The following is a 24421-nucleotide window of genomic DNA, read 5'->3' on the forward strand; positions in this document are numbered from 1 at the left end:
GGCGGACTCCTTGTGGATTCCGCCGCACACTGGCACTCTGGGCTACGCCCTTCGCACCGATGTGCGGCGGCATGGATAACCAACCACTGTCAGATTTAGTCTAGGCTATTACACCTTACAGGCCTGAACCAGTCGCCGCTCATCGCCCGCCCAGCGCATGACGTGACGTATGCTCGTGGCTGACAATTGTGGAATCATCCTGGCACACTCGGCCGCCGTCAGACTCGTGCCATGCGCGAGGATGCCAGCGTAGACCATCAACAGTTCCTGCGCAGACCGGGGCTCGCGGCCGAGCATGATCCAGCTGAAGCGCGTCTGGGCGTCCACTGCCAAGATGACCTCCGGCAACTGAACATCGCCGATGTGGTGGTCAAGGCGGCTCCGCAGCCTTGAGACCTCGGGATCCTCTTCCTGTGCCGCTAGCGGTGCCAGGTGCAACTCGTCATCGACGCGTAGCGTGCCAGCGCGCGTCGCTACCGCGACCGCGGCAATGCCTGTGCGCACGCGCTCAAGCAACGGTCCGAGAAAATCGGCAGCTTGGGCTGGCAGCGACAGCCGCGTATAGTGGCGCCGAGCTTCAGCCTGCCAACGCTCCGCTGGCAGGAACAAACTCTCGCGACCTCGGAAGCTCAACGAATGCTCGATCCAGACCGACCCGTTGCGCACGGCACGGCGCAGGGCGAACAGGGTGGCGACCTCAAGCGCCCGGAAGGCGCGCTCACGATCGGCACCGCTGATCGCATCGAGCCAGGCTGGCCCTAGGCAAGGGGCGGTCACGTCATCGGGTAAGCTTCGAACGGCCTTCGCATACAGGTGGCGCAGCTTGCCCAGAGCGTCAATTACCGGGGGTTCGCCGGTGGCTTGCCAGGGCAGCTTGGCGACGACGACCAGTAACGCGCGTACGGGCCTGATGGCATCGATCAGCCGCTGCCTGATCGCAGACGACCGGCTCGGTGTGCGCTGAGTGCGCTTGTCGGCCACCAACTGGGCCAGATGCGAGCGCAGCTCGGCATCTGGAATACTCCCATCGCTACTCAAGCTGGCCACCTCGTCGAGCAGTTGCCGGTACTGTGCGGCCCAGTCAATGGGAGCCTTCACACCCTCCGCGCTCTGCCGCCATAGATCTGCCACCCGGCGCTGAAACATGAGGATCAGTTGGTCAGTGGCAGTGAGCAGGCAATATCGCAGGAAGCAGCCCAACTCGACGGTGCGTGCCGGCTCCTTAATTCGTGCGCTGAGCGATGGGGACCGCGCCGCCAAGCGACGTGCAAAACGGCGCACCAAAACATCGTTGAGACCGAAACGATGGCGGTCGACGCCAATCTCGACTAGCCACTCGATACGTTCGAGCACTTCGGCGAACTGTCGCGTCGAGTGCTTCGCCGGGACCGCCCACAACCAGTTCTGGACGTGCTGACCATCCGGTCGCGCTTGCTCCATTGCGGCTAGCCATCGTCGCCATGTCGCGGGAGGTACCGCCGAATGGATCGAGGCGCAGGCACCGGCCTCAAGCTCGGTCAGTGCCGCTGCGACAAGGCTTCGGATGGCGCGCTCATGCACGATGATCAGTCGATGCTGATACAGCCACTGGTGCGCATATGACAGCAGTCGGTCCCGATCGGCGCAATGCAGCACTTCGTCACGCAGCGCCCGCACCAGGGCTCGACGCTGATGTACCGTTATCCAACGAAACCCGAGCGTCTGGCAGGCCAGCAGTTGATGGTCGGAGAGCGTTCGCCCACGCGCGTAGAGCGCCCGCAAGGAGGCCAGATCCGGCGTATTGATGCCGAGTTCGGTGCCGAGGTGGCGCAGCAGTACTGGTGGCAGGATACTGAACGCATCCAATAGGCAGCCGCTCATGCGCAAAAAACCAATGTGCAGCGCCAGGCCCAGCTTCATCGTTGGGCCGCGCCGTCGCCCGATCAATTCATGCTCGGCGTGGCTGTATGTGAAGAACGTCTGCAACTCGAAACTGCTGAGTTCACGCGGCACCTCGCGCGCGCCCAAAAAGGTGCTCTGCCAGCCTTGCATCTCGTGCGCCTCCCGTGCATTGGGCCAAACAAGATACGCCAAGCAGAAGCGAACAGCAAACCTCAAAAAATCAATAACTTAGGGATGAGCACCCGCGTCGCTGCTGGGCTTGCGAACCGTCGCATATTGCACCGAAATCAAAGCTACCCCATGGTCTGCTGGCCAGGCAGCCGTTGGAGCAGGCCTTCGGCTATGCACTGCGACATTGGCAGGCCCTCGTGCGCTACACCGAAAGCGGTATCCTGGAGCCGGACAACAATCGCCTCGAGCGCGCCATCCGCCCAATTGCCGTTGGCAGAGCGAATTTTATGTTCGTGGGCTCGCCGCGTGGCGGGCGTGCCGCCGCGACGATGTACTCGCTGCTGGGTACCTGTCGCCTGAATGGTATCGAGCCCTATGGCTGGCTCAAGGATACCCTGGAGCGCCTGCCAGCCCACCCCATCAGCCGGGTCCACGAACTGCTACCGCTGCCACGCTAACCGGTAAACTGTGCGTCATGGACATTCTTGACGCATTGCGCCTCGCCCCGAGCGCCGACCTGTACCGCTTGTATCTGACCATCGGTCGGATGCTCGACGATCCGAAGCGGATCCTGGAGAGCCGCCGGCACCTGCATATCGGCATGACCGTCAGTTACGTGGCCGACGATCTCATCCAGCCGCTGCGGCAGGGCCGTATCCTTGAGTTGCGGCAGACCCAGGCCGTGATCGAGGACACCGCTACGCGCCGGCGCTGGGCCTTGCCCTATGCCGCGGTCATCGCCGACGCCAACGCTGCGGCCCAACCATCACCGCACGATCCACCGCCACCGCCCCGTGCGCAACGTGCTGACTTCGTGGCCGGTGACACGGTGGCCTTCACGGACCAGCACTTGCACGAGCGCATCGGCACCATCGTACGCATCAACCAGAAGACTGCTTCTGTGCAGTGCAATCCCGATGAGGGCCACTGGCGTGTCTCGTTTGCACTTCTGCGCAAGGTCGTCGACCTCTGAGCTTCCAGTCTTCCATCGACATCAGTACGACAAACATGTCTAAACGCAAGATCGAGCCGGACCGCGAACAGCGAATCGAGATGGAGGTGGTCGTCGACGCTTACAACTCAGAGGAGCGGTCTATGGCATGGTACTACTACCTCGACGAGCAACTCACCGTTCCGTTTGAAGCTGAGGTTCGCAAGAGGTCGCCAACCTCACCGCTCAGCCCCGGCGACCGGGTTCAGGTGATCGCAATGGCGCCGGAGGACGTGTGCGAGACTGAAGCCTTCGTGTGGATACGATGGAACAAGCGCAAGCTTGCTGTACCACTAGCGCAACTCGTGCCACTGGCGAGCGACGAGCTGACGCAGCAGGCCATTGCCGATTGGCAGTACTGGCGGGAGCGCGGCTATCAGTTCTGACATCAGATCGTCAGCCGTGATGCCATAGCCTCCGATGCCCCCCACAACGCCAATGACCTGACGGAGCAGTATTGCCAAGTCAACATGGGTTCTGCTGACGGATACGAAGCAAATCCCTCGATTCGCCTGTCAGGCGGGTACCAACGCTTGAAATTGCGTACGTCCTGTCCGTTAAGAACGGCACCTGCAACCGCGCACGCAGCCCCAGTGGTGGAGTTGGCGATACTCAACACCTGGCGCGAAAGCGTTAAAAAAAGCGCGTGCCTTGCCTTGCAAATAGGGGGGAGGCGATATTGAATGAATCGGGTCCGACATGAACTGGCAATACCCCTCTTGTCAGGGACGTCCCGGATCGCACGTTCCGCGCTCACGCTGATGTCGACGCCGGGCAATCACACAAGCATGGCCGTCCGGCAGCAGGAGGGGTGTCCGGCCAATTTCAGGAGTGCATGATGAACGCGTTTCCCCCCGAACAATTCACCGCCACACAACAGGCAAACGTGGCCGTGATGTTCGGCCTGGCAAACAAGGCCCTCGAAAGCTTCGAGAGACTCGTTGAGCTGAATCTGGAAGTCATGAAGTCGACGTTGACTGAGGCGCAGGAGAACTCGCAGATGGCGTTGTCCGCCAAAGACCCACAGGAGTGGCTCGCGCTACAGGCCGGTATGATGAAACCCCTCAGCGAGAAGGTGCTGTCTTACAACCGCCGCCTGCGCGAGATCGGGGCGGCTACCCAGGCCGAGTTCACCAAGATGACCGAGGCGCAGTCCGAAGCGTACAATCGCCGCATGCAGGAGTTGGTCGATGATCTCGCCAGCAGCGCACCAGCCGGTTCGGAAGGCGCGGTGGGCGCACTGGCCTCGGTGATCGCTGCCACCAATAAATTGTATGAGTCGATGTACCAGACCGCGAAGCAAGCGGGCGAAGGTGCAGAACAGATCCTCGGCACAGCGAGCAACACGACGTCCAAGGCAGCAAAGCAGGTCGTTGACCAGGCGTCGCGCACCGCCAAGGCCTGACGTCGATGCAAGCCAGCGGCAGTAGCTGATCCATGTGTCGCCAGGAAAACATGCCGGCCTGGTGATGGCGCACCCGGGGCACCTAGTGGATTCGCAATATTTCCGACCCCGGGCAGACCCAGGCTGCGCATGACCTGTGCAGCGGCATTGCGGCGCGGCACAAGCATGCATGGGCTGGTGCTTCCCCCTTATGTGGGACGGGGAGGGCGGGCCCGCGCGTTGCCATCAGCCGGGCACCGGCTGGGCGGCCTCCACGCAACGCTGTTCCGTTTCGTGGATGATCTTGCGCAGGAGCGGATAGACCTGCGTCGCCCAGCGCCGGCCGGCGAACACGCCGTAGTGCCCAACACCGGTCTGCACATAGTGGGATTTCAGATTAGACCGTAGCTCGCTGCACAGCTCCTGCGCCGCCTCGGTCTGCCCAACCGCGCAGATGTCATCGTTTTCCCCCTCGATTGTCAGCAGTGCCGTGCGCCGGATGGCACGCAGGTCCACGCGCCGCCCCGCCACCGTCAAGCAGGCGCGCGGCAGGACGTGCTGCTGGAACACCCGACTCACGGTCTCGAGGTAGAACTCGGCCGGCAGGTCCATTGTCGCAAAATAGTCGGTGTAGAAGGCTCGAATCGCCTCGGCCTTGGCCGTCTCACCATCCAGCTTGTATTGGTAGGCATGGATCAGCGAAGCAATATGCCGATCCAGATTCATGGAGAGAAAGGCGCACACCTGCACGAAGCCTGGGTAGACGCGTCGCCTTGCCCCCGCGAAGCGGGCCGGCACGGTGTCGATCAGGCTGGCCTCGAACCAGGCGAGTGGGGTGCGCACCGCCAGTTCATTGATGCGGGTCGGATTGACGCGGGCATCGATCGGCCCGGCCATCAGCGTCATGCTGCGCGGCAGCGCCGGATCGCCGTCTTCGGCCATCAGCGCGACGGCGGCCAGGGTGGCCACCGTCGGCTGGCAGACCGCCACCACGTGCGTGCCTGGACCGAGAAAGCGGAGAAGACCGATCAACTGGGCGACGAAGTCGTCAAAGCCGAAGGGCCCGCAGGATAAGGGGATGTCGCGCGCATTACGCCAGTCGGTCAGGTAGACATCGTGGTCAGCCAGCATCGTGGCCGCCGTCGCTCGCAGCAGGCTGGCGAAATGGCCCGCCAGGGGCGCGATCAGCAATACGCGCGGTTGTCCGGGCGCAATGTCCCTCCTAAAATGCAGAAGGGAGCAAAACGGCGTGGCGAGCACCACCTCTTCGCTCACGGCGACGCTGCCACCGTCGACCCAGGCCGCGTGGATGCCAAAAGGCGGCCGCTCGTGGCGCAGGCGCACAAGCGCGCTCCATTGGAGGAGCGCGCACCACTCCGGCGCGAAATGGGGCCCGGACGCAGGTATTGGCGACGCCGTGCAGGATGCGGCGTCGGTCGCGGCCTGCAATGGGGCCATCAGGTCGGCCAGCAGTTGGTACGCCTGGTAAATCATGGGGTGACTCGCAAAATGCACATCGACAGCCACGCAGCGATATGTATGACGTTGCGTCGATATCACTAAGTCACTCCTTTATCTCTTAGAGTTCGCCATGTCAAGGACAACCCTGACCATCAACAGCAGGAACTATGGCGCCTGGTCGCTACGCGGCTGGCTGCTGGCAAAATTCAGCGGGCTGGAATTCGAGGAGATCCTGGTGCCGATGACGGACGCGGCCAGCCGCGCGGAACTCTCGCTACTTTCGCCCTCGACGCTGGTACCGCGCCTGGAACACGACGGTGCAGTAGTCTGGGATACCCTGGCCATTGCCGAGTATCTGAACGAAGTGCGACCAGAGGCTGCGCTTCTGCCTGAGGACCGCATTGCTCGTGCCCACTGTCGGGCGATTTGCGGCGAGATGCATTCGGGATTCAGCGCCATGCGCGCAGCCTTACCGATGAACTTGCGTGCCCGCCACCCCGGCTTCAAAGTTTGGTCGCGCGCCCAGAGCGATATCGATCGGATCACCGCCATCTGGCGCGAATGCCTCTCGGCTTACGATGGGCCCTATCTGTTCGGCGCACGCACCATGGCCGATGCCATGTACGCACCGGTCGTCACGCGGTTTCGCACCTACGAGGTCAAGCTCGATGAGGTATCGGAAAGCTATTGCCGCACGATCATGGCGCTGCCGGAGATGCAGGAATGGATCGAGGCGGCGCAGCGGGAGCCTGAGGAAATCGATGAACTGGATGTCGAGTTTTGAGCATCCCGAGCCCATACGTGCGGTCGGCGTTGCGTTCCGGTGCTTAACGGTTTAGCCGTCGTTGTGCGCAGATTGCGTCTTTCCTGACCGTTCCTGCGCAGCCAGTTCCTTGATCTGCAGTCCGCGGCCTGCAGGTGGGCCAGGGTCAGGCCGTGCTGAGGCATCCCTCTAGCACACACATTGCCGAAGGAACATCTGTCCGTTTATGTCGTCTATACTTGACACATAGATGGGAGATTCTCGCCATGAACCCTGCATTCCTGGGTAATACGATTCAACACAAGCGGATCACCCTCGGCCTGACCCAGCAGCAACTGGCGGATATGGCCAAACTGTCGCGCCAGTCCCTAAACGGCATCGAGCATGGAACCGTGAACGCCACGCTCGAAACGCTGGGCCGGCTGATGGACGTCCTCGGCCTGGCGCTTGATGTGTACGATCCCGAAGCCGACCGCCAGGCCAGGGGCACGCCGACCCGCGCGCTATGGATGGCCGCGAAAGGCGCAAACGTCAGTTACACCGGCGAGCTCACGCCTGATCAGCTTGAATGGGCGCTGGCCACTGGCGAGGTGCCGGCGGAGTTTCGGCCGCAAGTAGCCCAGGTCCTCGATGAGGCGCCACTGCAACTCGTCACCAAGGTAGTGGCCGAGGTGGCGGCGAAGCAGCATCGGAAACCGGCCGACATTTGGAAGAACCTCAGACGGCTCGCGCAGTCATTGACGGCGACACGCGGAGGGCTGTGGGCATGAAGATTGAGCTGCAGGGTGACATCTGGGAAAGCCTGTTCCCTCACGCCTTCACGCTGATGGAGGAGGTCAGGAAGCATGGGGGTATCGAGCCGTTCTGGACCTTCGGGGGCGGGACGGTCCTGATGCTCCGGTACCGCCATCGCTTTTCACGCGATATCGACCTCTTTGTGCCGGACCCGCAATATCTAGGGTTCGTGACGCCCCGCCTGAGTGAGACCGCAGAGGGCATCACGAGCGACTATGTGGAGCAGGGGAACTTCGTGAAGCTGGTCCTCGACGCCGGCGAAGTCGACATCGTCGCCTCGCCCAACCTGACCGACGAGCCATTCGAGATCTGGGAGATCATGGGGCAGCCAGTCAAAGTGGAGACTGCAGCCGAAATCGTTGCCAAGAAGCTCTACCATCGGGGCGACCGCGCCACCGCACGGGATCTCTTCGACCTTGCCGTCGTGGTCGAGCAAGAACCAACAGCCCTCGCGCATGCCGCGCCGTTTCTGCTCAGGCATGCAGCAGCCTTCCTGGGCCAAATCGAGGTGGGCCCGCCGATCATGCGCGAGCAGTTCGCCAGGATCCAGCGGATCAGCTTCGACCGAAGCTTTGATGAGTGTGTCGCGCTGGCGCGGGATTTTCTCAATTCGCTGCAGGAAACCGATGACGCTCCGCAGAGGGCGCGGGAACGACAGCGCCCGTAAGGGGTAGCCGTATTTTTTGCGCGAAATCTGGCGGTTTTGGCGCTCTCGCTTTCTATGTCAGTGCACTGATCACAATTGTGCAACAGCTTGCTGCACAACTTCAGGCTTGGCGAACGTACACCTGGCTGTACCTCCAACCGAGCAATGGGCCTCGACCTGGAGACCGCGCCAAAGCGGGGACTGACTAAGCGGCAATGCGGTAGTTTTTATGCTCTGGCGATGGAGGGATAGTGGCAGCTCAGGATTCCATACACCGGRCACGCGGCGCCTCGTCAGCATCCGCAGCGTCTTCGGAAACGGAGACCGCGCCAAAGCGGGGGCTACGGTCAGTCTTACCTCAGAGGATAATGAGACACCTACAGTGTGTTCACGCCCCTCCCCCGCAAGCGATCTCCGTTTTCCAGTTGCGAATCCACCTGCGGGGAATGACCCCGCCGCTTTGGCGACGCGTCCATTCCTTGAGCGGTGGGAGACGAACTGGAGAATCCGGATGGCCCATGCCGCATGGCGTCGTGGTTTCGGCCACCGCGTTCACATGGTTCCGTTACGAGCCCCAAAGGCGTTGTACCCCCAAAAGCACAAAATGGCAGTGCTTGTGCGCAAGATGCCTTGCACGCCGAGCCGAAATTCGTTCGTCCTTGCCAGTTGCAGCCTCGGCGACCCGGCATTGAACCGCTGTCGGGCATCAAGCGGAGCGAAACAATGAACCGAGCAAGCGCGGGCAAAGCCGAACGCAAGATCTCCGAGACGATTCTGGACTTCGGCGAGCCGCTTCTGTCCGAGGCCATTACCGAAGACACGCCGATCGCCGTGGTGCGCGAGACATACAAACTGGTGGTGCTTGTCTGGAACGCGCACGTCGCAGCCACGCCCCGCTGGGGAGATCCCAGTTATCTGCAGATGCTGCGACAGATGGCCGCCGCGCCGCAGATGCCACTGCAAGGGCGTGCATGCATCGAGACTCTCTCGCGCCGATGGCGGGAGAAGTTCTCCGACGCCAAATACTGCGTTGGAGAATGGCACGTCAGGATCAAGCATGACGATACCCTGAGCTTTCTTTGCGACGCCYGGGAAGCGCCGAGGCGGTAGTCCGTCGTCGCGCGCACTGTCCTCGCAACGGTGGCGACGTCGCCGCGTATCCGCGAATCGAGTCCGACATGGAGACCGCGCCAAAACGGGGGCTGACTAAGCGGCAAGATGCGCGTGACCATCGACCATCCCGAGTTGCCGGGCGCGCTCAAGGCGATCGCCGCCAATGCTGCGCAATCGATCTGGCACGCCGCCAACGAGGCCGCGAGCAGTGAGCTGGCCGCCTTGCGGGYCGAAGCGCGGTTGCAGGCGAGCGAGGCGGACGCGCGTCACGAGGCGGGAACACGCCAGGTCAGAGGCGCTCGAGCGGCAGTTGCAGGAGTTACGTACCCAATTCTCGACGGACCTGGAGCGCACCCGCGAGCAGGTGGCCGTCGCGCAGGAGCGGGCCGGCGCCACCGAGCGTTGCGCGCTGCGCGAGATCGACCAGGAGCGCACGCTGCGCCAGAAGGGCGAGCAGGCTGTCGTGGAATCTGCGCACCGAACTGGCGGCGGTGCGGGCGAGGGCGCAAGACGCCGCCGTGGTCGGCGCCGAGGCAGCGGACGCGGCTGCAGGCCGAGCGCGATACGCTCAACTGTATTAGCTGGGACTCGATCTGACAGATAGTCGGGCTGTTGAATCGAGAAGATCGACTCTTTTGCAAGTCGTTGATTCACAAGAGATTTTGGAGCGCGACTGTATCAATTTGCAGCAAAAGGGCGATCACCCCCTCATGCGCGCATGACTAATCCATTTCGCCGGACTACGGGCGGAGCATCCGATAGGCCCATAAGAACGAGCCAGTCTATGAACGCTGCTTCCGAGCCATGGCCTTTTCTTTTGTGCGCAGTTGCTGGCTTAGGCGCTCCAGGTGGCGGGTCATCTCTTGGATGGCTGCGGTTGCATCCCGTGCACGCAAGTGTTTCAGTATCTGGCGGCGAACGTCGACAACATCGCTGCGCGGGTCCGGACCGATACGATCGAGCAACTGCCGAACGATTTCGGATAGCGAGTTGATTAGCATGACCATCACCTCGTTGTTCGTCGCACGTGCAACTAGACCGTAGAAGTTTGTGATGTAGGAGGAGCGTCGCGTCAGGTTGCCGCTGAGTGTCAATTCTTCCACCAGATCAATATCGCGCTCGATAGCGTCCAGATCGACGTTCGTTGCCCTCTCGCATGCCAAGCGCAGCGCATCATTCATCAGCATGATGCGCGTCTCGGTGAGGCTATCGATACTGATTCGACCCAGCAACACCATATCCTGGACCGCCTGCGTGATGAGCTCTGGATCGCCACGTTGAATAAAGGTGCCGCCGTTCACACCCCGCTCGCTGGCTATGAGGCCGGCAACTTCCAAGCTACGCATGGCTTCCCGAACTGCCGTTCGTGACACGCCAAACTGGTCCGCAAGTTCGCGCTCCGCCGGCAGGCGGCTTCCAGGCTTTAGTCGCCCTTCACTGAGTTCCTGACGGATCTGCAGGCAAATGTCCTCAAACGCGCGCCGCGGCCTTACCGATTTGAAAATGGGTTGTGTTCCCTGATCGACAGATTTCCTAGAAGTGATCGGAACTGCGCCATCTTTGACGTCGGAAGAGGTGCGTAGGTGGTTCTTTGTAACGGTCATGTTGACTGCCTTCTATCTGGATGGAACAGCGACCCCGATCGGTGGGGCAGCCGTGAGGACGGCTCCCCTGAGAAGGGCTTCCGATTTTAACCCATACAGTCACAATCGAGGTGAAGGTCCTACCTTTTGTGTGCAGTACCTAGCCAGAGGGATGAACCGCTTACTTTGCCTGAGCGACGACGGCAGCAGTCGTGCCACGGTGTTTACCCGAGTCGTGGGCCAATAGGCCCGATTTCGAAACTCTGACGCTTGACGGGGATACGATCGCCAAATAACATAAAGGTCAGACCTTTTGACATACGGGCGGAAGACGGTCGTTGCTTCGCCCCTCCAACTTGTTGGGTAACGTAATGGCAGAACTGAATGGAAGCCAGATGAGCGACGCAGACGCGCGTCAGAGTCTCGACGAGCAGTTGGGGCGTTTCAATTGCCGGGTACATCAGCCCAGCGATCCGCCCCTTTTCACTCGTGACCCGCTGTCGTCCATGACGCCCCTTCATTGGCGGTGGTCAGACCTTGCGCCGCTTTTGGAGCGTATTGGCGGGGATCTCAAACTGGAGGCCAAAGGCAACCGGCGAACGTTGCGGCTAACCAACCCCGGGCTTCCCTATGGCACAACGCCGACTTTCTGGGGATCGATTCAGGTCATCTTGCCAGGCGAGGTGGCGACGGCACATCGGCATGCGGCTTCCGCTCTTCGTTTCATCATGAAGGGAAAGGGGGCTTTCACCACGGTCGATGGCGAGGAGTATGCGATGAACGAGGGAGACCTTGTCATTACGCCGGCCATGACTTGGCACGACCACGTCCACCTCGGCAATGAACCGATGATCTGGCTTGATGTGCTCGACATCTCACTGGTACGGGCCATGCACGCAACGTTCTTTGAAGGCTTCTCCTCCGACCTCCAGACCGTTTCCGAGTATCCGCATCGTTCGTACCAGCAGTTTGGAAGCGGCATCATGCGCCCCGTACGGCCGAAAGTGCATAACCCCGTAAATCCGTTGCTGGCCTACCCGGCGGACCGCGCGCTGGCGGCATTGAGTTCCGCCGCCGAACTGCCGCCAGACCCATACTGCGATACACAGCTCGAATACCAGAATCCGGCGACTGGCCAATCGGCGCTTCCGACAATTGGGACGCGCCTGCAGCGGCTGCGTCCCAACAGTCGATGTCTGCCGCAACGACACACCGGTTCCGTCCTCAACTACGTAATCGGTGGTAACGGAACCACGGTGGTGAACGGTCAGCGCTTCCAATGGGGGCCGGGAGACTTCATCGCGATCCCGCCCTGGTCTTGGTACGAGCATGCCCTTACGTCGCAAGAGCCGGCAACGCTCTTCCAGGTGAACGATATTCCTGCGCTGCGAGCCCTAGGCTTGTACCGGGAAGAATTCGCTGCCTCAGAATAATCTTCCTTGCTTTTCAAACCTCACGAAAACCTCATTCTTCCCGTACCCCATATCACCATGGCACATATCACAACACCTGTTCTTATCGTTGGCGCCGGACCGATCGGACTTGCACTGGCGGGCGATCTCGGCTTCCGCGGCCAATCCTGCATCCTGATTGACAAAGGGGACGGCGGCGTCTACCAGCCAAAAATGGATATGGTAGGCATCCGTACGATGGAGTACTGCCGCCGTTGGGGCATTGTCGACTGGGTCGAGAGTGCAGGCTACAACCGCGAGTACACGCAGGACTGCGCCTGGGTGACATCGTTGAACGGTTACGAGTTTGGGCGCGAGGAGTTTCCAGCTCCAAAGGATGAGAAATCGCCCCCGCAGAGCCCGCAGCACCGTGAGCGGTGCCCCCAGAATTTTTTCGACCCCGTTCTCAGGCGCTTCGCCCAGCAGTTCTCAGGTGTGCAAATCGTCTATCACACGGAATTGGTCAATTTCTCGGAGAGCGAAGAGGGCGTGCTGGCGACGGTGCGTAACGTGAAGACCGGGGAAACGAGCACCATCGCGGCGAACTACATAGTCGGCTCGGACGGCGGAGCGAGCACGGTGCGCCAGCAGTTGGATATCAAGATGGCGGGTGAGCCGGTGTTGACGTACACCACCAACGTGGTATTCCGGTGCGAGGGTCTTGAGAGATTGCACAACAAGAAGCCGGCATACCGATACATCTTTATCGGCCCCGAAGGAACTTGGGCTACGCTCGTCGCCATTAACGGTCGCGATCAGTGGCGCTTCTCTCTGGTCGGCGACGTTACCATGCAGAGCCTTACCGAGGCCGACATGCGCAAGGCCATTGTACGTGCGGTGGGTCGCGATTTCGACTTCGAGATCCTGTCGATGCTCCCGTGGGTGAGGCGACAACTTGTCGCGGAGAGTTATGGCTCCGGGCGAGTATTCCTTGCAGGGGACGCGGCGCACCTCACCTCACCGACTGGCGGATTCGGCATGAATACCGGCATCCAGGACGCGGTCAACCTTTCGTGGAAGCTTGCCGCCTGCCTCGAAGGATGGGGCGGCAGAAGGCTGCTCGAGTCGTACGAGATCGAGCAGCGCCCAGTCGCTATCCGCAATGTGGAGGAGTCCACGGGGAACCTCAAGCGTATGCTGAATCCGCGCGTCACCGAACCGCCGAAGGAGTTGTTCGATCCCACACCAGACGGCGAAAATGCGCGCAAGGCATTCGGCGACGCGTACACGGAACTGATGAGGCGCGAATGGTTCAGCATTGGGATCCATCTCGGCTACGTCTATGAAGGCTCGCCCATCATCGTGCCCGATGGAACCCCGAGGCCGGATGACACCGTGCAGACGTACTCGCAAACGGCTCGTCCCGGCGCGCGCGCCCCGCATGTATGGCTTGAGGAGAACGTCTCGACGCTGGATCTGTTCGGGAAGGAGTTCGTCCTCCTGCGATTTGGCACCGACGCACCTGCAGGGACGGGGCTCGCCGCCGCGGCAAGCGAGCGCAAGGTGCCGTTCAAAGTTGTCAGCGTAAGCAATGCTGGGGCACACGCTCTCTACGAACGAGCCCTTGTGCTGGTTCGCCCGGATGGTCAATGCGCCTGGCGTAGCGACAGCGAGCCAGAAGACCCACTGCACATCATCGACATCGTACGAGGTGCGTCGCCGGACGGTGCATCCGTACAGGAAGCGGCATAGACCTGTCCCAGGCGTCCCAGTCAATTTGGAAACCTGTAGCATCGATTCGATCGTCCGAAGGTTGTGACGACTGGGACGGGCTGGCATAGACGACATAGGTCCGTCTTCATTCCTAGAATGTTCGAGACGCAAGCCGAYTACCCACTTCAACAACGGTTGAGAAACCTGATATTTGAGATCTGCTCATGAAAATTGCATCCTTCAACGATTATCGTGTCGGCGTCGTCGAGGGCGACACCATCTATGACATGACAGGAGAGCTACCTGCCTTTCTCGCCGAAATGCCGCGCCAACGCATCAATTGGCTGATCAGCCATTGGTCGGATCTGCGCCAAACGTTCGGTGAGCATCGCCAGAAGGGGAAGGCGCTGCCGTTGGCCAGCGCACGACTGCTGCCGGCCAATCCCGCGCCCCAACATGTTTTCGCCGCTCCTGCGAACTACCAGAAGCACATCGGCGAGCTAGGCGAGCGAGTAGTAACGCCAGGCGGGCGGTCCGCCCGTGAGCAAGGTTTCTTCCTCAAAGCTCCTGGCTCCTTGGTTGGTGCGGGTGGTCGGCTGCAACTCCCCAAGGGTTCCGCTCGGCGCTTTGACCATGAGTCCGAGTTGGCCGTAATTATCTCGAAAGAGGCGCGCAACGTGCCGCGCAGTGAGGCGATGGACTACGTCTTCGGCTATGCGTGCTTGATCGACGCGACAATGCGTATAGAAAAGGGGGTAGCGGAAGAAGAGCGCTCTATGCGTAAGTCCTTCGAGACATTTACGCCACTTGGTCCATGGATCGTTACGGCGGATGACGTGGAGTTCCCCCAAAAGCTCGGGAACAAGCTATGGGTGAACGGGGAACTCCGGCAAAGCGCGAATACGAGTGAAATGATCGTCGGGATCGAAGAACTTATTGAGCTGGTGTCCTCAGTAATTACCCTGCAACCAGGCGATGTCATTGCCACTGGAACGCCGGAGGGCGTTGGTCCGTTCGTCCCCGGCGATGAGGTACGGATCGAGATTGAGAGGATCGGGGCGATGAGTCTATCGGTGAGTGAGACAGATGTTCGAGCGCCGCGCCCATATTGAGGGAGGGCGTGCTTGATTAAGCAGCATCTTGGTGGGCCTCACTCGCAGTGCGGCCACCCCGGCATGCCATGGTTGGTAAGGCAACTGGTGACAGTCTGGTACTCAATAATAGGTTTGGAGACGAGCGATGAAACACAAGGTTCTACTGGCTACACTTTTGCTTACACTGGCGACGTCAGCCTCGGCGGCCCGATCTTATCCAACCAAGCCGGTTACGATCGTGGTTCCATTCGCACCTGGAGGCGGAGTCGACATCATCACAAGGGCTGTGGGCGCGAAACTGGCGGAGCGCTGGAAGCAGCCCRTCGTGATTGAGAACAAGGCAGGCGCAGGCTCCGCGATTGGTGCTGCTCAGGTCGCCCGAGCTCCGGCGGATGGCTACACCCTTTTGGCAACGGTGAATCAGTCTATCGTCGGCAATCGCTTCCTATATAAAAGGTTGGGATACGACCCCGACAAGGATTTTGATCCTTTGACCCTAATGGTGAAAGCAAACCAACTCATCGTAGCGAATGGAAGCCTTCCCGTGAGTTCGCTTAAGGACGTGGTCCGACTTTCGAGAGAAAAGCCGGGTTCGCTATTTTATGGGTCATATGGAAAAGGTAGCCAGCCGCATTTGCTTTTTGCAACGATCGCGGACCACGAAAAAATCGACATTACACACGTCGCTTATAACGGTGTATCGCAAAACCTTACCGCCCTGGCAGGCGGCGAGGTGGCCCTGGCCTCTGCCAGCTCCGGTGTGATTGCTCCGCTTGTTCAGGCGGGAAAGATCAAGCCCATCGCTGTGGCCGGAGACAAACGCGTTGCTCGCTTTCCCGACGTACCCACCGTCGCAGAGCAGGGATTTCCCTACGCCAAGATATCGATCTGGTATGCCCTGTTCGCACCCGCGGGTACGCCAGCTGCAGTGTCCGACCAAATCCGCGCCGATGTGCGTGACATCCTGCGCGACCCCGCATTCATAGAGCAGTACCTCAAACCGCGAGACCTGGAAGTGGTGGCCAGCGATGGCAAGCAACTGCGCGCCGTCATTGCGGAAGAGGTCCAGTCTACTGCTGCGATGATCAAAACAGCGGGAGTAGCTGCCGAGTGACCGCGTCGGGAGAAACACTAGCGGCTACGGCCAACATCACCATGAATGACGAAATAGGTTTTAACGCGAAAGCGGGAAGGGTAGATGAGACGCTGGCAGCAGGGCAGACCATGCGGGCTATGTGGATCGAACGATATGGCGGGCCGGAAGTTGTCCGTGTGAATTCCGACATGCCGGTACCAACCCCGCGACTTGGGGAAGTGCTTGTAAAGGTCGAGTGTGCTGGTATCAATTTCATGGACATCCACACGCGCCAGGGAAAGTACGCTCACTCTCGCACCTACTCTGTAGGTCTGCCCTGCATACTTGGAATGGAAGGCTCTGGCACCGTTGTACATATCGGGCAAGGTGTCACCCATCTGAGGCAAGGTCAGCGTGTTGCCTGGTGCATCGCATGGGGGAGCTTCGCGGAGTACGCGTGTATCCCCGCAAACAGGATCGCCGTACTTCCCGATTCAATTGGCTATGACATGGCCGCGGCCGCGATGTTTCAAGGCTGCACTGCTCACTATCTGGTGCATGACGTCGCCCGCCTCTCGGCAGACAGCGTCTGCCTGGTCCACGCGGCTTCAGGGAGTATCGGCCAAATTCTCATCCAGATGGCGACGAGAGTCGGAGCGAGAGTCTTTGCTACTGCCAGTACCGAGGAGAAGTGCCGAGTCGCCAGGCAACGCGGGGCCGAGGCAGCCTTTCTTTACGAAGAGGGTCGTTTCGCAGATGTGGCGCGAGAGTTGACCTCCGGCGCAGGAGTGGACGTGGTGTTCGATTCCCTTGGCCGCGCCACATTACGGGATAGTTTCCGCGCCACACGCAAGCGAGGTCTTGTCATCAACTATGGAAACGTATCCGGGAGTCTTGATGACGTCGATCCCTATGAACTGGGGGAAGCTGGTTCACTCTTTCTGACCCGGCCCAGGCTGGCAGATCACATGGAGGATGCCGGTACGGTACAGCACAGAGCCGATGACATCTTCGAGGCAATCAGCGACGGCTGGTTGAAAATCGAAATCGCGAATCACTATATGTTCGACCAGATTGCCGAAGGGCATGCCCGTATCGAGTCCCGGCAGCAGATTGGTAAATCGGTTGCCTGGATCCGATGACGGGAAGCGGACATTCTACAAAATCTGGAGACCAAGCCGAGAAAATCGATTGAAGGCGATGATTTGCGAACGACGTGCCGTGCTGGTTCCAGGGGCAGGCAACGCTAGACTTTGAGCTTGACGGCGTTAGTTTCCCAGCAGCGATATCGCCCTGGAGAACGGCGTCGGCGATACCGGGGACATTGGTTAGCAAAGCAGCCGGCGGTGCCGCGCGGGAGGCCGTGCGTTACGGTATGCCTTTGTTTCTGCTGCAATTCACAGGGGTAGCTACCCCTAGTATTTATGCGGGTTTCTGGCTGGCGGCCATGAGAAATTTCGGCTCGTCGGGGGAATCTGTGGGTAGATCGAGGCGATTTACGAGGGGCAGAGGAAGCGATAGAGCTTCTTGCAGGTCGCATCGAAGGCGCTCTGGGCCTGCTCGTCGAGGTGCCGGGAGATCAACGGACCTCCGTACTTGTGAATTTGGTGGAGAACGAGCGTGCGGGCATCCATGGCGTCCGGGTCTTCGTGGCGGACCTCAATGAGATGCCCGCCGAGCATCCAGAGGTGATCGCGGTGATAATTCAACGTTTTGCGCGCATATCCCAGTGTGAGCAGGTGTTGCAGGAAAGGCGTGAACACTTCGACGAGTGCCTGCCCGGGCGGGAGGTCCTGGTCATCGAAACGCCAGGACGCGGACCAGTTTTGCAGGTCCGGCACGTAACGCGCCAACGCATCCTGGTCCGGGGCAACAATAGCGACTTTTTTGCCCTTGCCGCTTGGGGCCGCGCTAACCATGTTGCTGACTCGCTTGCTCAACGCCTGCCACCATTTTCCCGGTTTTGTCTATGAAGGTGCGCGGCTGTGCGAAGCAACCCAGTCCATCGAGATCGACGTACGACCGCGCAAGGGTTCCAAGGCGATCTGCTCATGCTGTAGCCAGCCTGCGCGGGGTTACGACACGCTTGCACAGCGCAGGTTCGAGTTTATTCCAGTCTGGGGTTTTGCAGTGTTCCTGCTTTACACCATGCGGCGCGTCGATTGTCGTGACTGTGGCGTGAAGGTCGAAGCCCTGCCGTGGGCCAGTGGCAAGCACACGCTCACCCGGGCTTACATGCTGTTGTGCATAAGCAGCTTTCGTGATGCCGAAGCGCGGGGATTTGAGCAAGGCCGGTGATGGACGCTGGAGGGGTTCCCTCAGGGAGCATACGCGCGACCGCTAAGGTGGCGGATCGATGCTGCTAGACTTCCTGCGCTGCGCAGCGGAGGAAAGGATGGAATTGGAATCGGGTGTTGTAGCGCTCGGGCGACTAATGGAAGGCGATTTCGACGTCGACGCCACACGTGCGACCGAATACCTTGCGGGGGAGTTAGCGGCGGGCGCCATCACACCCCAGGTTGTCAACGGGCTCGCCTGCCAGCTCCTGGACTCCGCGAATCCAGTCGGGGAGGCGGCGGCACGCCGACTTTGGGAAACCCTTTCCGAAGGGCCTTCGCCATTTCCCGAGGCCCTCGCCAACCTGGCCATCGCCTGCCTGAAGAGCGCCGGTGGGAGTTGTGATCCCGCGTACGCCAATCGCCTTTTCGAGAGGATCCTCTCCATTCCAGGCGCGCCCGCGCAGGTCCGTCTGACAGCACTGAGCGGTCTCGGGGACAGTCTAATGCTGGGACGAGGCGCCCAGGTGGATCGCTACCGCGCGCTGGCACTCCATGAGGAAGCCGCGGGCCAGGGGACTTCATCGGCCGCGATGAATGCAGCAGTGACGTGGGACGATTATCCCGGGCAGAGCAGGGAGAATTTGCCGCCGGTCGACTACGACAAGGCGGCCCATTTCTATGGCCTCGCAGCGGCCGGCGGGATTGTTCACGCGACGGCGCGACTGGCTCTCCTGCATCTGCATGGGCGACACTCCTCCGCCGATGCCAATCACGGATTTTCGCTTCTGAGAAAAGCAGCAAAGCGCGGCGATGCGGCGGCCCGGGCAGCGCTTCAGGAGATTGCGGAACGGATGATGTCATCAGCCTTCCCGTAGACCCTGATGTTGTGACGCAGGCTGGCGCGCCATGGCGCGGGCGCGAGAGCGGAATGGTGGTCAGCCCAGACGATGGGGTTACCAGTTCGCCAACTCACAGCGCTTCGAGCCGCGGGGCATCCACATTGCGGCCTCGCTGGTTTGCGGTTTGCGGCGTCCTGTTTGCGACAACTCAGTGCCTGCCCGCCACCCGCCCGCAAAAAAACCCTCTGCCGGGCAGGCAAAGGGCTGAACGTCCAATGAAGAAATCGGGCAGTCATCGCGAGCCACCCGGCTGTCAGTATCCGCTTGGTTTGCCGCAGCCGGCAACCAAGCGCAGACCACCACGCCCGTTCCCACACATTTGCAGAGATAGCCGGCCTTCGACGGCTAAGGTCGCCACGGGTCTACTTGAGAGTAACTCGCGCCCTAATGCACGTATTACGGCGCTGGAGAATATGTGCCGATCCGCCAGCCAGGTGGGAGGTGTGTACCCAATTTTCCCTATTCTTGATAAGAAAAATCGGCATGGCGTTTTGAATCTAGCTGTATCCGTCAGCTAGCAGAAATCGCGGCTGCTCGTTTCCAGGTGGCCGAGCAGCGGTGTGAGATCCACCAACCGCTGTGCAACGAGGTGCCTCACTTCGCCCTCGCACTGCCACTGGCCCAGGACACCGATCAAGCGAGCGCCCAGCACCTCTTTGCGGAACCGCTCCAGCACCGACGGCCAAACGATCACGTTGACCGATCCCGTCTCATCCTCGATGGTCATGAACAACACGCCATTCGCGGTGCTTGGGCGCTGTCGCACCGTCACGATGCCAGCGCCGCGGGCCAACTGGCGGTCCTGATAGCGGAATAGCGTTTCCGCTGTCACGAACTGTCTGCTGGCGAGATGTCGTCGCAGYAGCGCCAGCGGATGCCGGTTGAGGGTCAAGCCCGTCGATCGATAATCCGCGACAATGGCCTCGCCCTCGCTAGGCGCCACCAGTGAAGGTAGTTCTCCCGGCACGTCGGCAGGCCGCAACAGATCCTTGTCGGGCACCGCGGCCGTGGCCTGCCAGAGTGCGTTGCGTCGGTGGCCAGCGAGGGCTCGCAGTGTGTCGCCGGCGGCCAGGACCTGCACATCATGCCTATCCAAGTTTGCGCGGCGGGCAAGGTCCGTCGTCCCTGAGAATGGGCGCACGGCGCGTGCCTCCTCAATGCGCTGCGCCGCCTCCGCGCGCATCCCGCGCAGCAGCGAGAGGCCGAGCCGAACCGCTGGCGGCTTCTTGTCGACGGCTTCCAGTGACGAGTGCCAGCCGCTGATCGTGACGTCCACTGGCCGCACTTGGACACCGTGGCGTTTCCCATCCTGCACGAGCTGCGAAGGCGAGTAGAACCCCATCGGCTGGCTGTTGAGCATCGCACAGAGGAACACGGCCGGCTCATGGCATTTCAGCCAGGCGCTGGCGTAGACCAGCAGCGCAAAGCTGGCCGCATGGCTCTCTGGGAAGCCGTATTCGCCGAAGCCTTGGATTTGCCGGAAGATGCTCTCGGCAAATTCCCGTTCGTACCCGCGTTCCAGCATGCCGGAGACGATGCGGTCGTAGTAATGCTCCAGCCCACCCTTGCGCTTCCAGGCCGCCATGGCCCGACGCAACTGGTCAGCCTCGCCAGCCGAGAAACCCGCTGCGAGCATGGCTACCTGCATCACCTGTTCCTGGAAAATCGGCACGCCGAGCGTGCGCGACAGCGCCTTTTCCATTTCCGGGCTCGGATAGGTTACCGGTTCCTTGCCTTGCCGGCGCCGCAAGTACGGGTGGACCATGCCTCCTTGCACCGGACCCGGTCGCACGATGGCGACCTCGACGACCAGATCATAGAAGGTGCGGGGCTGCAGCCGGGGCAGCATGGACATTTGCGCACGGGATTCCACCTGGAACACCCCGACACTGTCCGCGCGGCACAGCATTTCGTAGGTGGCCGGATCCTCCGCCGGGATATCCTGCAGCTCGAATGCCTCCCCACGCTGTTCAGAGACGAGATCCAGCGCGCGGCGGATCGCCGAGAGCATGCCCAGCGCCAGCACGTCGACCTTGAGCAAGCCGACGGCATCCAGATCGTCCTTATCCCACTGGATTACGCTGCGATCGGGCATGGCGGCGTTCTCGATGGGTACCAGGCGCGATAGCTTGCCGCGGGCGAGCACGAACCCGCCCGAATGCTGGGAGAGGTGCCGAGGAAAGCCGAGCAGCTGCGTCGCCATGTTTGCCCATCGTTGGGTCGGCGCACTTTCCGTATCGACGCCGCTTTCCGCGAAACGTTTGAGCAGGTCTGCCTTGCTGTCAAACCAGTGGTGTGCCTTGGCGACCAGGTCGACGATGGCCGGGTCCACGCCAAGCGCCTTGCCGGACTCGCGCAGCGCGCTGCGCGGCCGATAGGTGGCCACGGCCGCAGCCAGCGCCGCGCGGGTTCGCCCATACTTCGTGTACAGGTACTGGATGACCTCCTCGCGGCGCTAGTGTTCGAAATCGACATCGATGTCCGGTGGCTCGCCACGCTCCTTGCTGATGAACCGCTCGAAGAGCAGGTTGCCACGGGCCGGGTCCACCTCCGTGATACCCAGGCAGTAACAGACTGCGGAGTTGGCCGCCGAGCCTCGCCCCTGACAGAGGATGCGATTGGAGCGCGCAAAGCGGACGATGTCGTAAACCGTCAGAAAATAATGCTCGTAGTGCATGTCCCCAATGAGCGCCAGTTCGTGCTCGATCTGGGCCTGGACGGTGGCAGGGATGCCTCTGGGGAAGCGGTGGTGCGCACCGATGTAGGTTTCACTGCGCAGGTATTCCGCAGGAGAGACGCCAGTCGGGACCACTTCATCGGGATACTCATAGCGCAACTCATCCAACGAGAACTGGCAGAGATTGGCGATGTGCAGCGATTCGGTCAGCAGCCGGTGCGGGTAGACATTGGCCAACCGTAGGCGCGAGCGCAGGTGCTGCTCTGCGTTGGGGGTCAGCTGATACCCGCAATCGGGGACGGCCTTGCGCAGGCGGATTGCGCTCAGCACGTCGTGGAGCGGCTTGCGCGACCGTACGTGCATCTGCACGTGGCCGGTGGCCACCACGCGCAGGTGATTGGCCGCGGCGGCTTCCATCACGCCAGCCCGATGGATGTCATCCATGGCGCGGTACAGCAGGGTCAGGCTTATCCACGCGCGACCTGGAAAGGTGGCGGTGATCCATGCGGCTTGGGTGTCCAGCCGCTCCGCGGGTGTGCAGTACTCCGGCGTGAAAATGATCGTGCAATCGGGCAGGCCTCGCAGGTGCGTGTAGGCGCCTTCCGGGGCGTCCAGATCCCGGCGCGTGAGCAGGTAGGCGCCCTTTGCCGTGCGCGTGCGGGCCAGCGTGATTAGCTCGCACAGGTTGCCGTAGCCTTCGCGATTGCGGGCGAGTGCGATGAAGGAGATGCAGGGGCTTCCGTCTGCATTGACCAGGCGAAACGATGTGCCGACGAGCAGCTTTAGCCCGTGCTTCTTGGCTTCGGCATGCGCCCGTACGATGCCGGCCAACGAGCATTCGTCGGTGATGGCGAGCGCGCTGTAGCCCAGTTGCACGGCGCGCTCGACCAGCTCTTCCGCGCGGGATGCGCCTTCAAGGAAGGAGAAATTAGAGAGGCAGTAAAGCTCGGCGTAGTCGGGCAAGCCGCCGCCGGTGCGTAGGGATTCCATGGCGCCACCTCACCCGAACAGCCCGTGCAGGTACCACGTGACCTCATCGCCGTCCCGGCTGCCCATGCGTTCCTGATAGACCCAGTAATGGGCGTGATCGCGACCCTCGGCCACGTAATAATCCCGCGTCACCAGCTCGCCGCTCCACCAACCGGCCTCGATGCGTTCCGGGGGAGACACCATGCGCAGGGGCGAGCCATAGAACGGGCGATGATCGCGGATCAGCAAGGCAATCGGCTTGTCCAGCAGCCAAGCCGGGCGGGGCAGGGCGGGCGCTTCCGCGCCAGGTCGGGGTTTCCCGACGGCCGGCACCCAGGTGTTGGCTACCTCCGGCCGGTAGTCCGCACGCAACTCCGGCCGCAGGATGTTGTCGGCGCCAAGCCGCGCCGCGAGCAGCTCCATCACCCGGGCGTGGTCCTCGGGCGTGCCGCCGGGCTCAGGAAATAGCGATTCGCTGGGCGGCGCCTTGGCCTGCACGTCGGTGACGGACAGGCGCACCGCGATCATGGGGGCATCCACCTGCAGCTGCGCCAGCCGCTCACGCAGCAAGCGCATCAGGTGATCCTCGCTCCAGCTGGGCTCTGCCAGCGCGATCTCGATGACGGTTGGCGCCAGCGCCTCGCGGCCGCGCTCGTGTTTGAGTTCCACCAGGACTTTGGTGACCGCCAGATGGTGCGCGGCCAGCCAGCCCAGCATCTGCACGATGAGCCCGCGGCTGTAGAGCAGGGTGGCCTCCGCATGCTCGATGCGATCGGGAAGGTCGACCTGCGCGGAGAAGGTTGGCGGGGCCTGTAGCCATTCGAAGATCTCTGGCGCCTGGCCCAGGGCGCGATCCATCGCCTCGTTCAGTTCTCGGCCGCACCGGCGCTGCAGCCCGGCCCGCGGCAGCCGGCGGATATCGGCAAGGCAACGGCACCCTAGTCCATCCAGCCATTCCAGGAATGGCCGTGCGGCGGGCAGAGTGCCGATGGCGAGCGCGCCGAGCCGGCGCTCCAATGCCTCGATCTTGAGGGTGCTTGCGCCACCGGCATGGGCCAACAGCCAGGCGCCCTGGGCTGTCGGAGCACAGCCGCGGGCCGCGCTGAAGCCCAGCGCGGCGACAGACGCGCGCATGCGGCGGCGAAACTGGCGGATGCCGCCGAACAGGCGCAGGCTGGCCGACACGTCTACCAGCACGGACGCTTCCTCGGCATGCACCACGTTGGGCGCGAACTGCAGGAACGCCATGGCCACGCGCTGCAGGGCGTCGGCCTCCTTCTCCGGGGCTCGATCGTACAGCAGGGTCTGCGGCGCGATGGTCAGCACACCGCCGCGGCGCATCTGCGGGCGGACGCCAGCCTCCGCCGCCAGGCGCGAAGCGAGGTGCACGCGTTCCTTGTCCAACACCGCCACAGCCAACTCAGTGGACCAATTCGGCCGGAAGACTTCGAGTGGCAGGGACGAGAGGTGCAGGCAGATCCAGAGGCGCAACATGACGGTGAAGCAGGATCGGCGACGGTTCCAGCAGGACGCGCA

The 24421-nt window shown here is 61.6% G+C and carries 18 protein-coding genes and 3 pseudogenes; 15 read left to right on the forward strand and 6 right to left on the reverse strand.

Annotation, left to right across the window (positions count from 1 at the left end):
* Positions 1-114 precede the first annotated feature (114 nt).
* A pseudogene (locus AC1DN0_RS33270) lies at positions 115-2031 on the reverse strand (DUF4158 domain-containing protein); the annotation flags it as partial.
* Positions 2032-2189: 158 nt separating this feature from the next.
* On the opposite strand from AC1DN0_RS33270, the gene AC1DN0_RS33275 reads away from it, so the two are divergent.
* The 4 genes from AC1DN0_RS33275 (at position 2190) to AC1DN0_RS33290 (ending at position 4448) form a co-directional block, all read left to right on the forward strand.
* Positions 2190-2510, forward strand: coding sequence for a transposase domain-containing protein (locus AC1DN0_RS33275; protein ID WP_441633118.1), 321 nt, complete (start codon positions 2190-2192; stop codon positions 2508-2510).
* A gap of 17 nt (positions 2511-2527) precedes the next feature.
* Positions 2528-3025: a hypothetical protein gene (locus tag AC1DN0_RS33280; protein WP_441633065.1), complete on the forward strand. Its 498-nt coding sequence runs from the start codon at positions 2528-2530 to the stop codon at positions 3023-3025.
* A 35-nt stretch (positions 3026-3060) separates the two neighbouring features.
* On the forward strand, positions 3061-3429 hold the full coding sequence (locus tag AC1DN0_RS33285) for a calcium-binding protein (RefSeq protein ID WP_441633067.1): 369 nt from the start codon (positions 3061-3063) through the stop codon (positions 3427-3429).
* A gap of 452 nt (positions 3430-3881) precedes the next feature.
* Positions 3882-4448 carry a phasin family protein gene (locus tag AC1DN0_RS33290; RefSeq protein WP_441633120.1) on the forward strand — a complete coding sequence of 189 codons (567 nt, stop codon included), beginning with the start codon at positions 3882-3884 and terminating at the stop codon, positions 4446-4448.
* Between the two features lie 225 nt (positions 4449-4673).
* Here the strand turns inward: AC1DN0_RS33290 and AC1DN0_RS33295 are convergent, their stop codons facing one another.
* Positions 4674-5921, reverse strand: a complete 1248-nt coding sequence (locus AC1DN0_RS33295; RefSeq protein WP_441633069.1) for a polyhydroxyalkanoate depolymerase — start codon at positions 5919-5921, stop codon at positions 4674-4676.
* Between the two features lie 97 nt (positions 5922-6018).
* Here AC1DN0_RS33295 and AC1DN0_RS33300 point away from each other — a divergent pair, with 97 nt between their 5' ends.
* From AC1DN0_RS33300 to AC1DN0_RS33315, 4 genes are all read left to right on the forward strand, one after another.
* Positions 6019-6672 (forward strand): glutathione S-transferase family protein, encoded by a 654-nt coding sequence (locus AC1DN0_RS33300; protein ID WP_441633071.1) that lies wholly within the window; start codon positions 6019-6021, stop codon positions 6670-6672.
* A gap of 245 nt (positions 6673-6917) precedes the next feature.
* A complete protein-coding gene (locus tag AC1DN0_RS33305; RefSeq protein WP_441633073.1) occupies positions 6918-7421 on the forward strand; it encodes a helix-turn-helix transcriptional regulator in 504 nt (167 codons plus the stop codon).
* A complete protein-coding gene (locus AC1DN0_RS33310) occupies positions 7418-8113 on the forward strand; it encodes a nucleotidyl transferase AbiEii/AbiGii toxin family protein (protein ID WP_441633075.1) in 696 nt (231 codons plus the stop codon). Before AC1DN0_RS33305 ends, AC1DN0_RS33310 begins: the two co-directional genes overlap by 4 nt.
* A gap of 609 nt (positions 8114-8722) precedes the next feature.
* Positions 8723-9202: a hypothetical protein gene (locus AC1DN0_RS33315; RefSeq protein ID WP_477146326.1), complete on the forward strand. Its 480-nt coding sequence runs from the start codon at positions 8723-8725 to the stop codon at positions 9200-9202.
* Between the two features lie 785 nt (positions 9203-9987).
* On the opposite strand, the gene AC1DN0_RS33320 is transcribed toward AC1DN0_RS33315, so the two are convergent.
* Positions 9988-10809: a FadR/GntR family transcriptional regulator gene (locus tag AC1DN0_RS33320; protein WP_441633079.1), complete on the reverse strand. Its 822-nt coding sequence runs from the start codon at positions 10807-10809 to the stop codon at positions 9988-9990.
* A gap of 374 nt (positions 10810-11183) precedes the next feature.
* On the opposite strand from AC1DN0_RS33320, the gene AC1DN0_RS33325 reads away from it, so the two are divergent.
* The 5 genes from AC1DN0_RS33325 (at position 11184) to AC1DN0_RS33345 (ending at position 17203) form a co-directional block, all read left to right on the forward strand.
* Positions 11184-12221 (forward strand): cupin domain-containing protein, encoded by a 1038-nt coding sequence (locus tag AC1DN0_RS33325; RefSeq protein WP_441633081.1) that lies wholly within the window; start codon positions 11184-11186, stop codon positions 12219-12221.
* A gap of 6 nt (positions 12222-12227) precedes the next feature.
* Positions 12228-13931 carry an FAD-dependent oxidoreductase gene (locus AC1DN0_RS33330; protein ID WP_441633083.1) on the forward strand — a complete coding sequence of 568 codons (1704 nt, stop codon included), beginning with the start codon at positions 12228-12230 and terminating at the stop codon, positions 13929-13931.
* 185 nt (positions 13932-14116) lie between these two features.
* Positions 14117-15004: a fumarylacetoacetate hydrolase family protein gene (locus AC1DN0_RS33335; protein ID WP_441633085.1), complete on the forward strand. Its 888-nt coding sequence runs from the start codon at positions 14117-14119 to the stop codon at positions 15002-15004.
* 127 nt (positions 15005-15131) lie between these two features.
* Complete coding sequence (locus tag AC1DN0_RS33340) at positions 15132-16100, forward strand: Bug family tripartite tricarboxylate transporter substrate binding protein (RefSeq protein ID WP_477146327.1); 969 nt, start codon at positions 15132-15134, stop codon at positions 16098-16100.
* 110 nt (positions 16101-16210) lie between these two features.
* On the forward strand, positions 16211-17203 hold the full coding sequence (locus AC1DN0_RS33345) for a quinone oxidoreductase family protein (protein WP_441633122.1): 993 nt from the start codon (positions 16211-16213) through the stop codon (positions 17201-17203).
* 354 nt (positions 17204-17557) lie between these two features.
* On the opposite strand, the gene AC1DN0_RS33350 is transcribed toward AC1DN0_RS33345, so the two are convergent.
* Positions 17558-17980: a hypothetical protein gene (locus tag AC1DN0_RS33350; protein ID WP_441633089.1), complete on the reverse strand. Its 423-nt coding sequence runs from the start codon at positions 17978-17980 to the stop codon at positions 17558-17560.
* On the opposite strand from AC1DN0_RS33350, the pseudogene AC1DN0_RS33355 reads away from it, so the two are divergent.
* Both AC1DN0_RS33355 and AC1DN0_RS33360 read left to right on the forward strand, forming a co-directional pair.
* Positions 17979-18302: pseudogene (locus tag AC1DN0_RS33355) on the forward strand (ISL3 family transposase); the annotation flags it as partial. The gene AC1DN0_RS33350 and the pseudogene AC1DN0_RS33355 overlap by 2 nt on opposite strands.
* A gap of 154 nt (positions 18303-18456) precedes the next feature.
* Positions 18457-19215, forward strand: a complete 759-nt coding sequence (locus AC1DN0_RS33360; RefSeq protein ID WP_441633091.1) for a tetratricopeptide repeat protein — start codon at positions 18457-18459, stop codon at positions 19213-19215.
* A 538-nt stretch (positions 19216-19753) separates the two neighbouring features.
* Here AC1DN0_RS33360 and AC1DN0_RS33365 read toward each other — a convergent pair.
* Together AC1DN0_RS33365 and AC1DN0_RS33370 are read right to left on the reverse strand one after the other, a co-directional pair.
* Positions 19754-22906 (reverse strand): annotated as a pseudogene (locus AC1DN0_RS33365) (error-prone DNA polymerase).
* A gap of 9 nt (positions 22907-22915) precedes the next feature.
* Positions 22916-24379, reverse strand: coding sequence for a Y-family DNA polymerase (locus AC1DN0_RS33370; protein WP_441633093.1), 1464 nt, complete (start codon positions 24377-24379; stop codon positions 22916-22918).
* Positions 24380-24421 lie beyond the last annotated feature (42 nt).

This window comes from Cupriavidus sp. 05N39, from assembly GCF_056397325.1.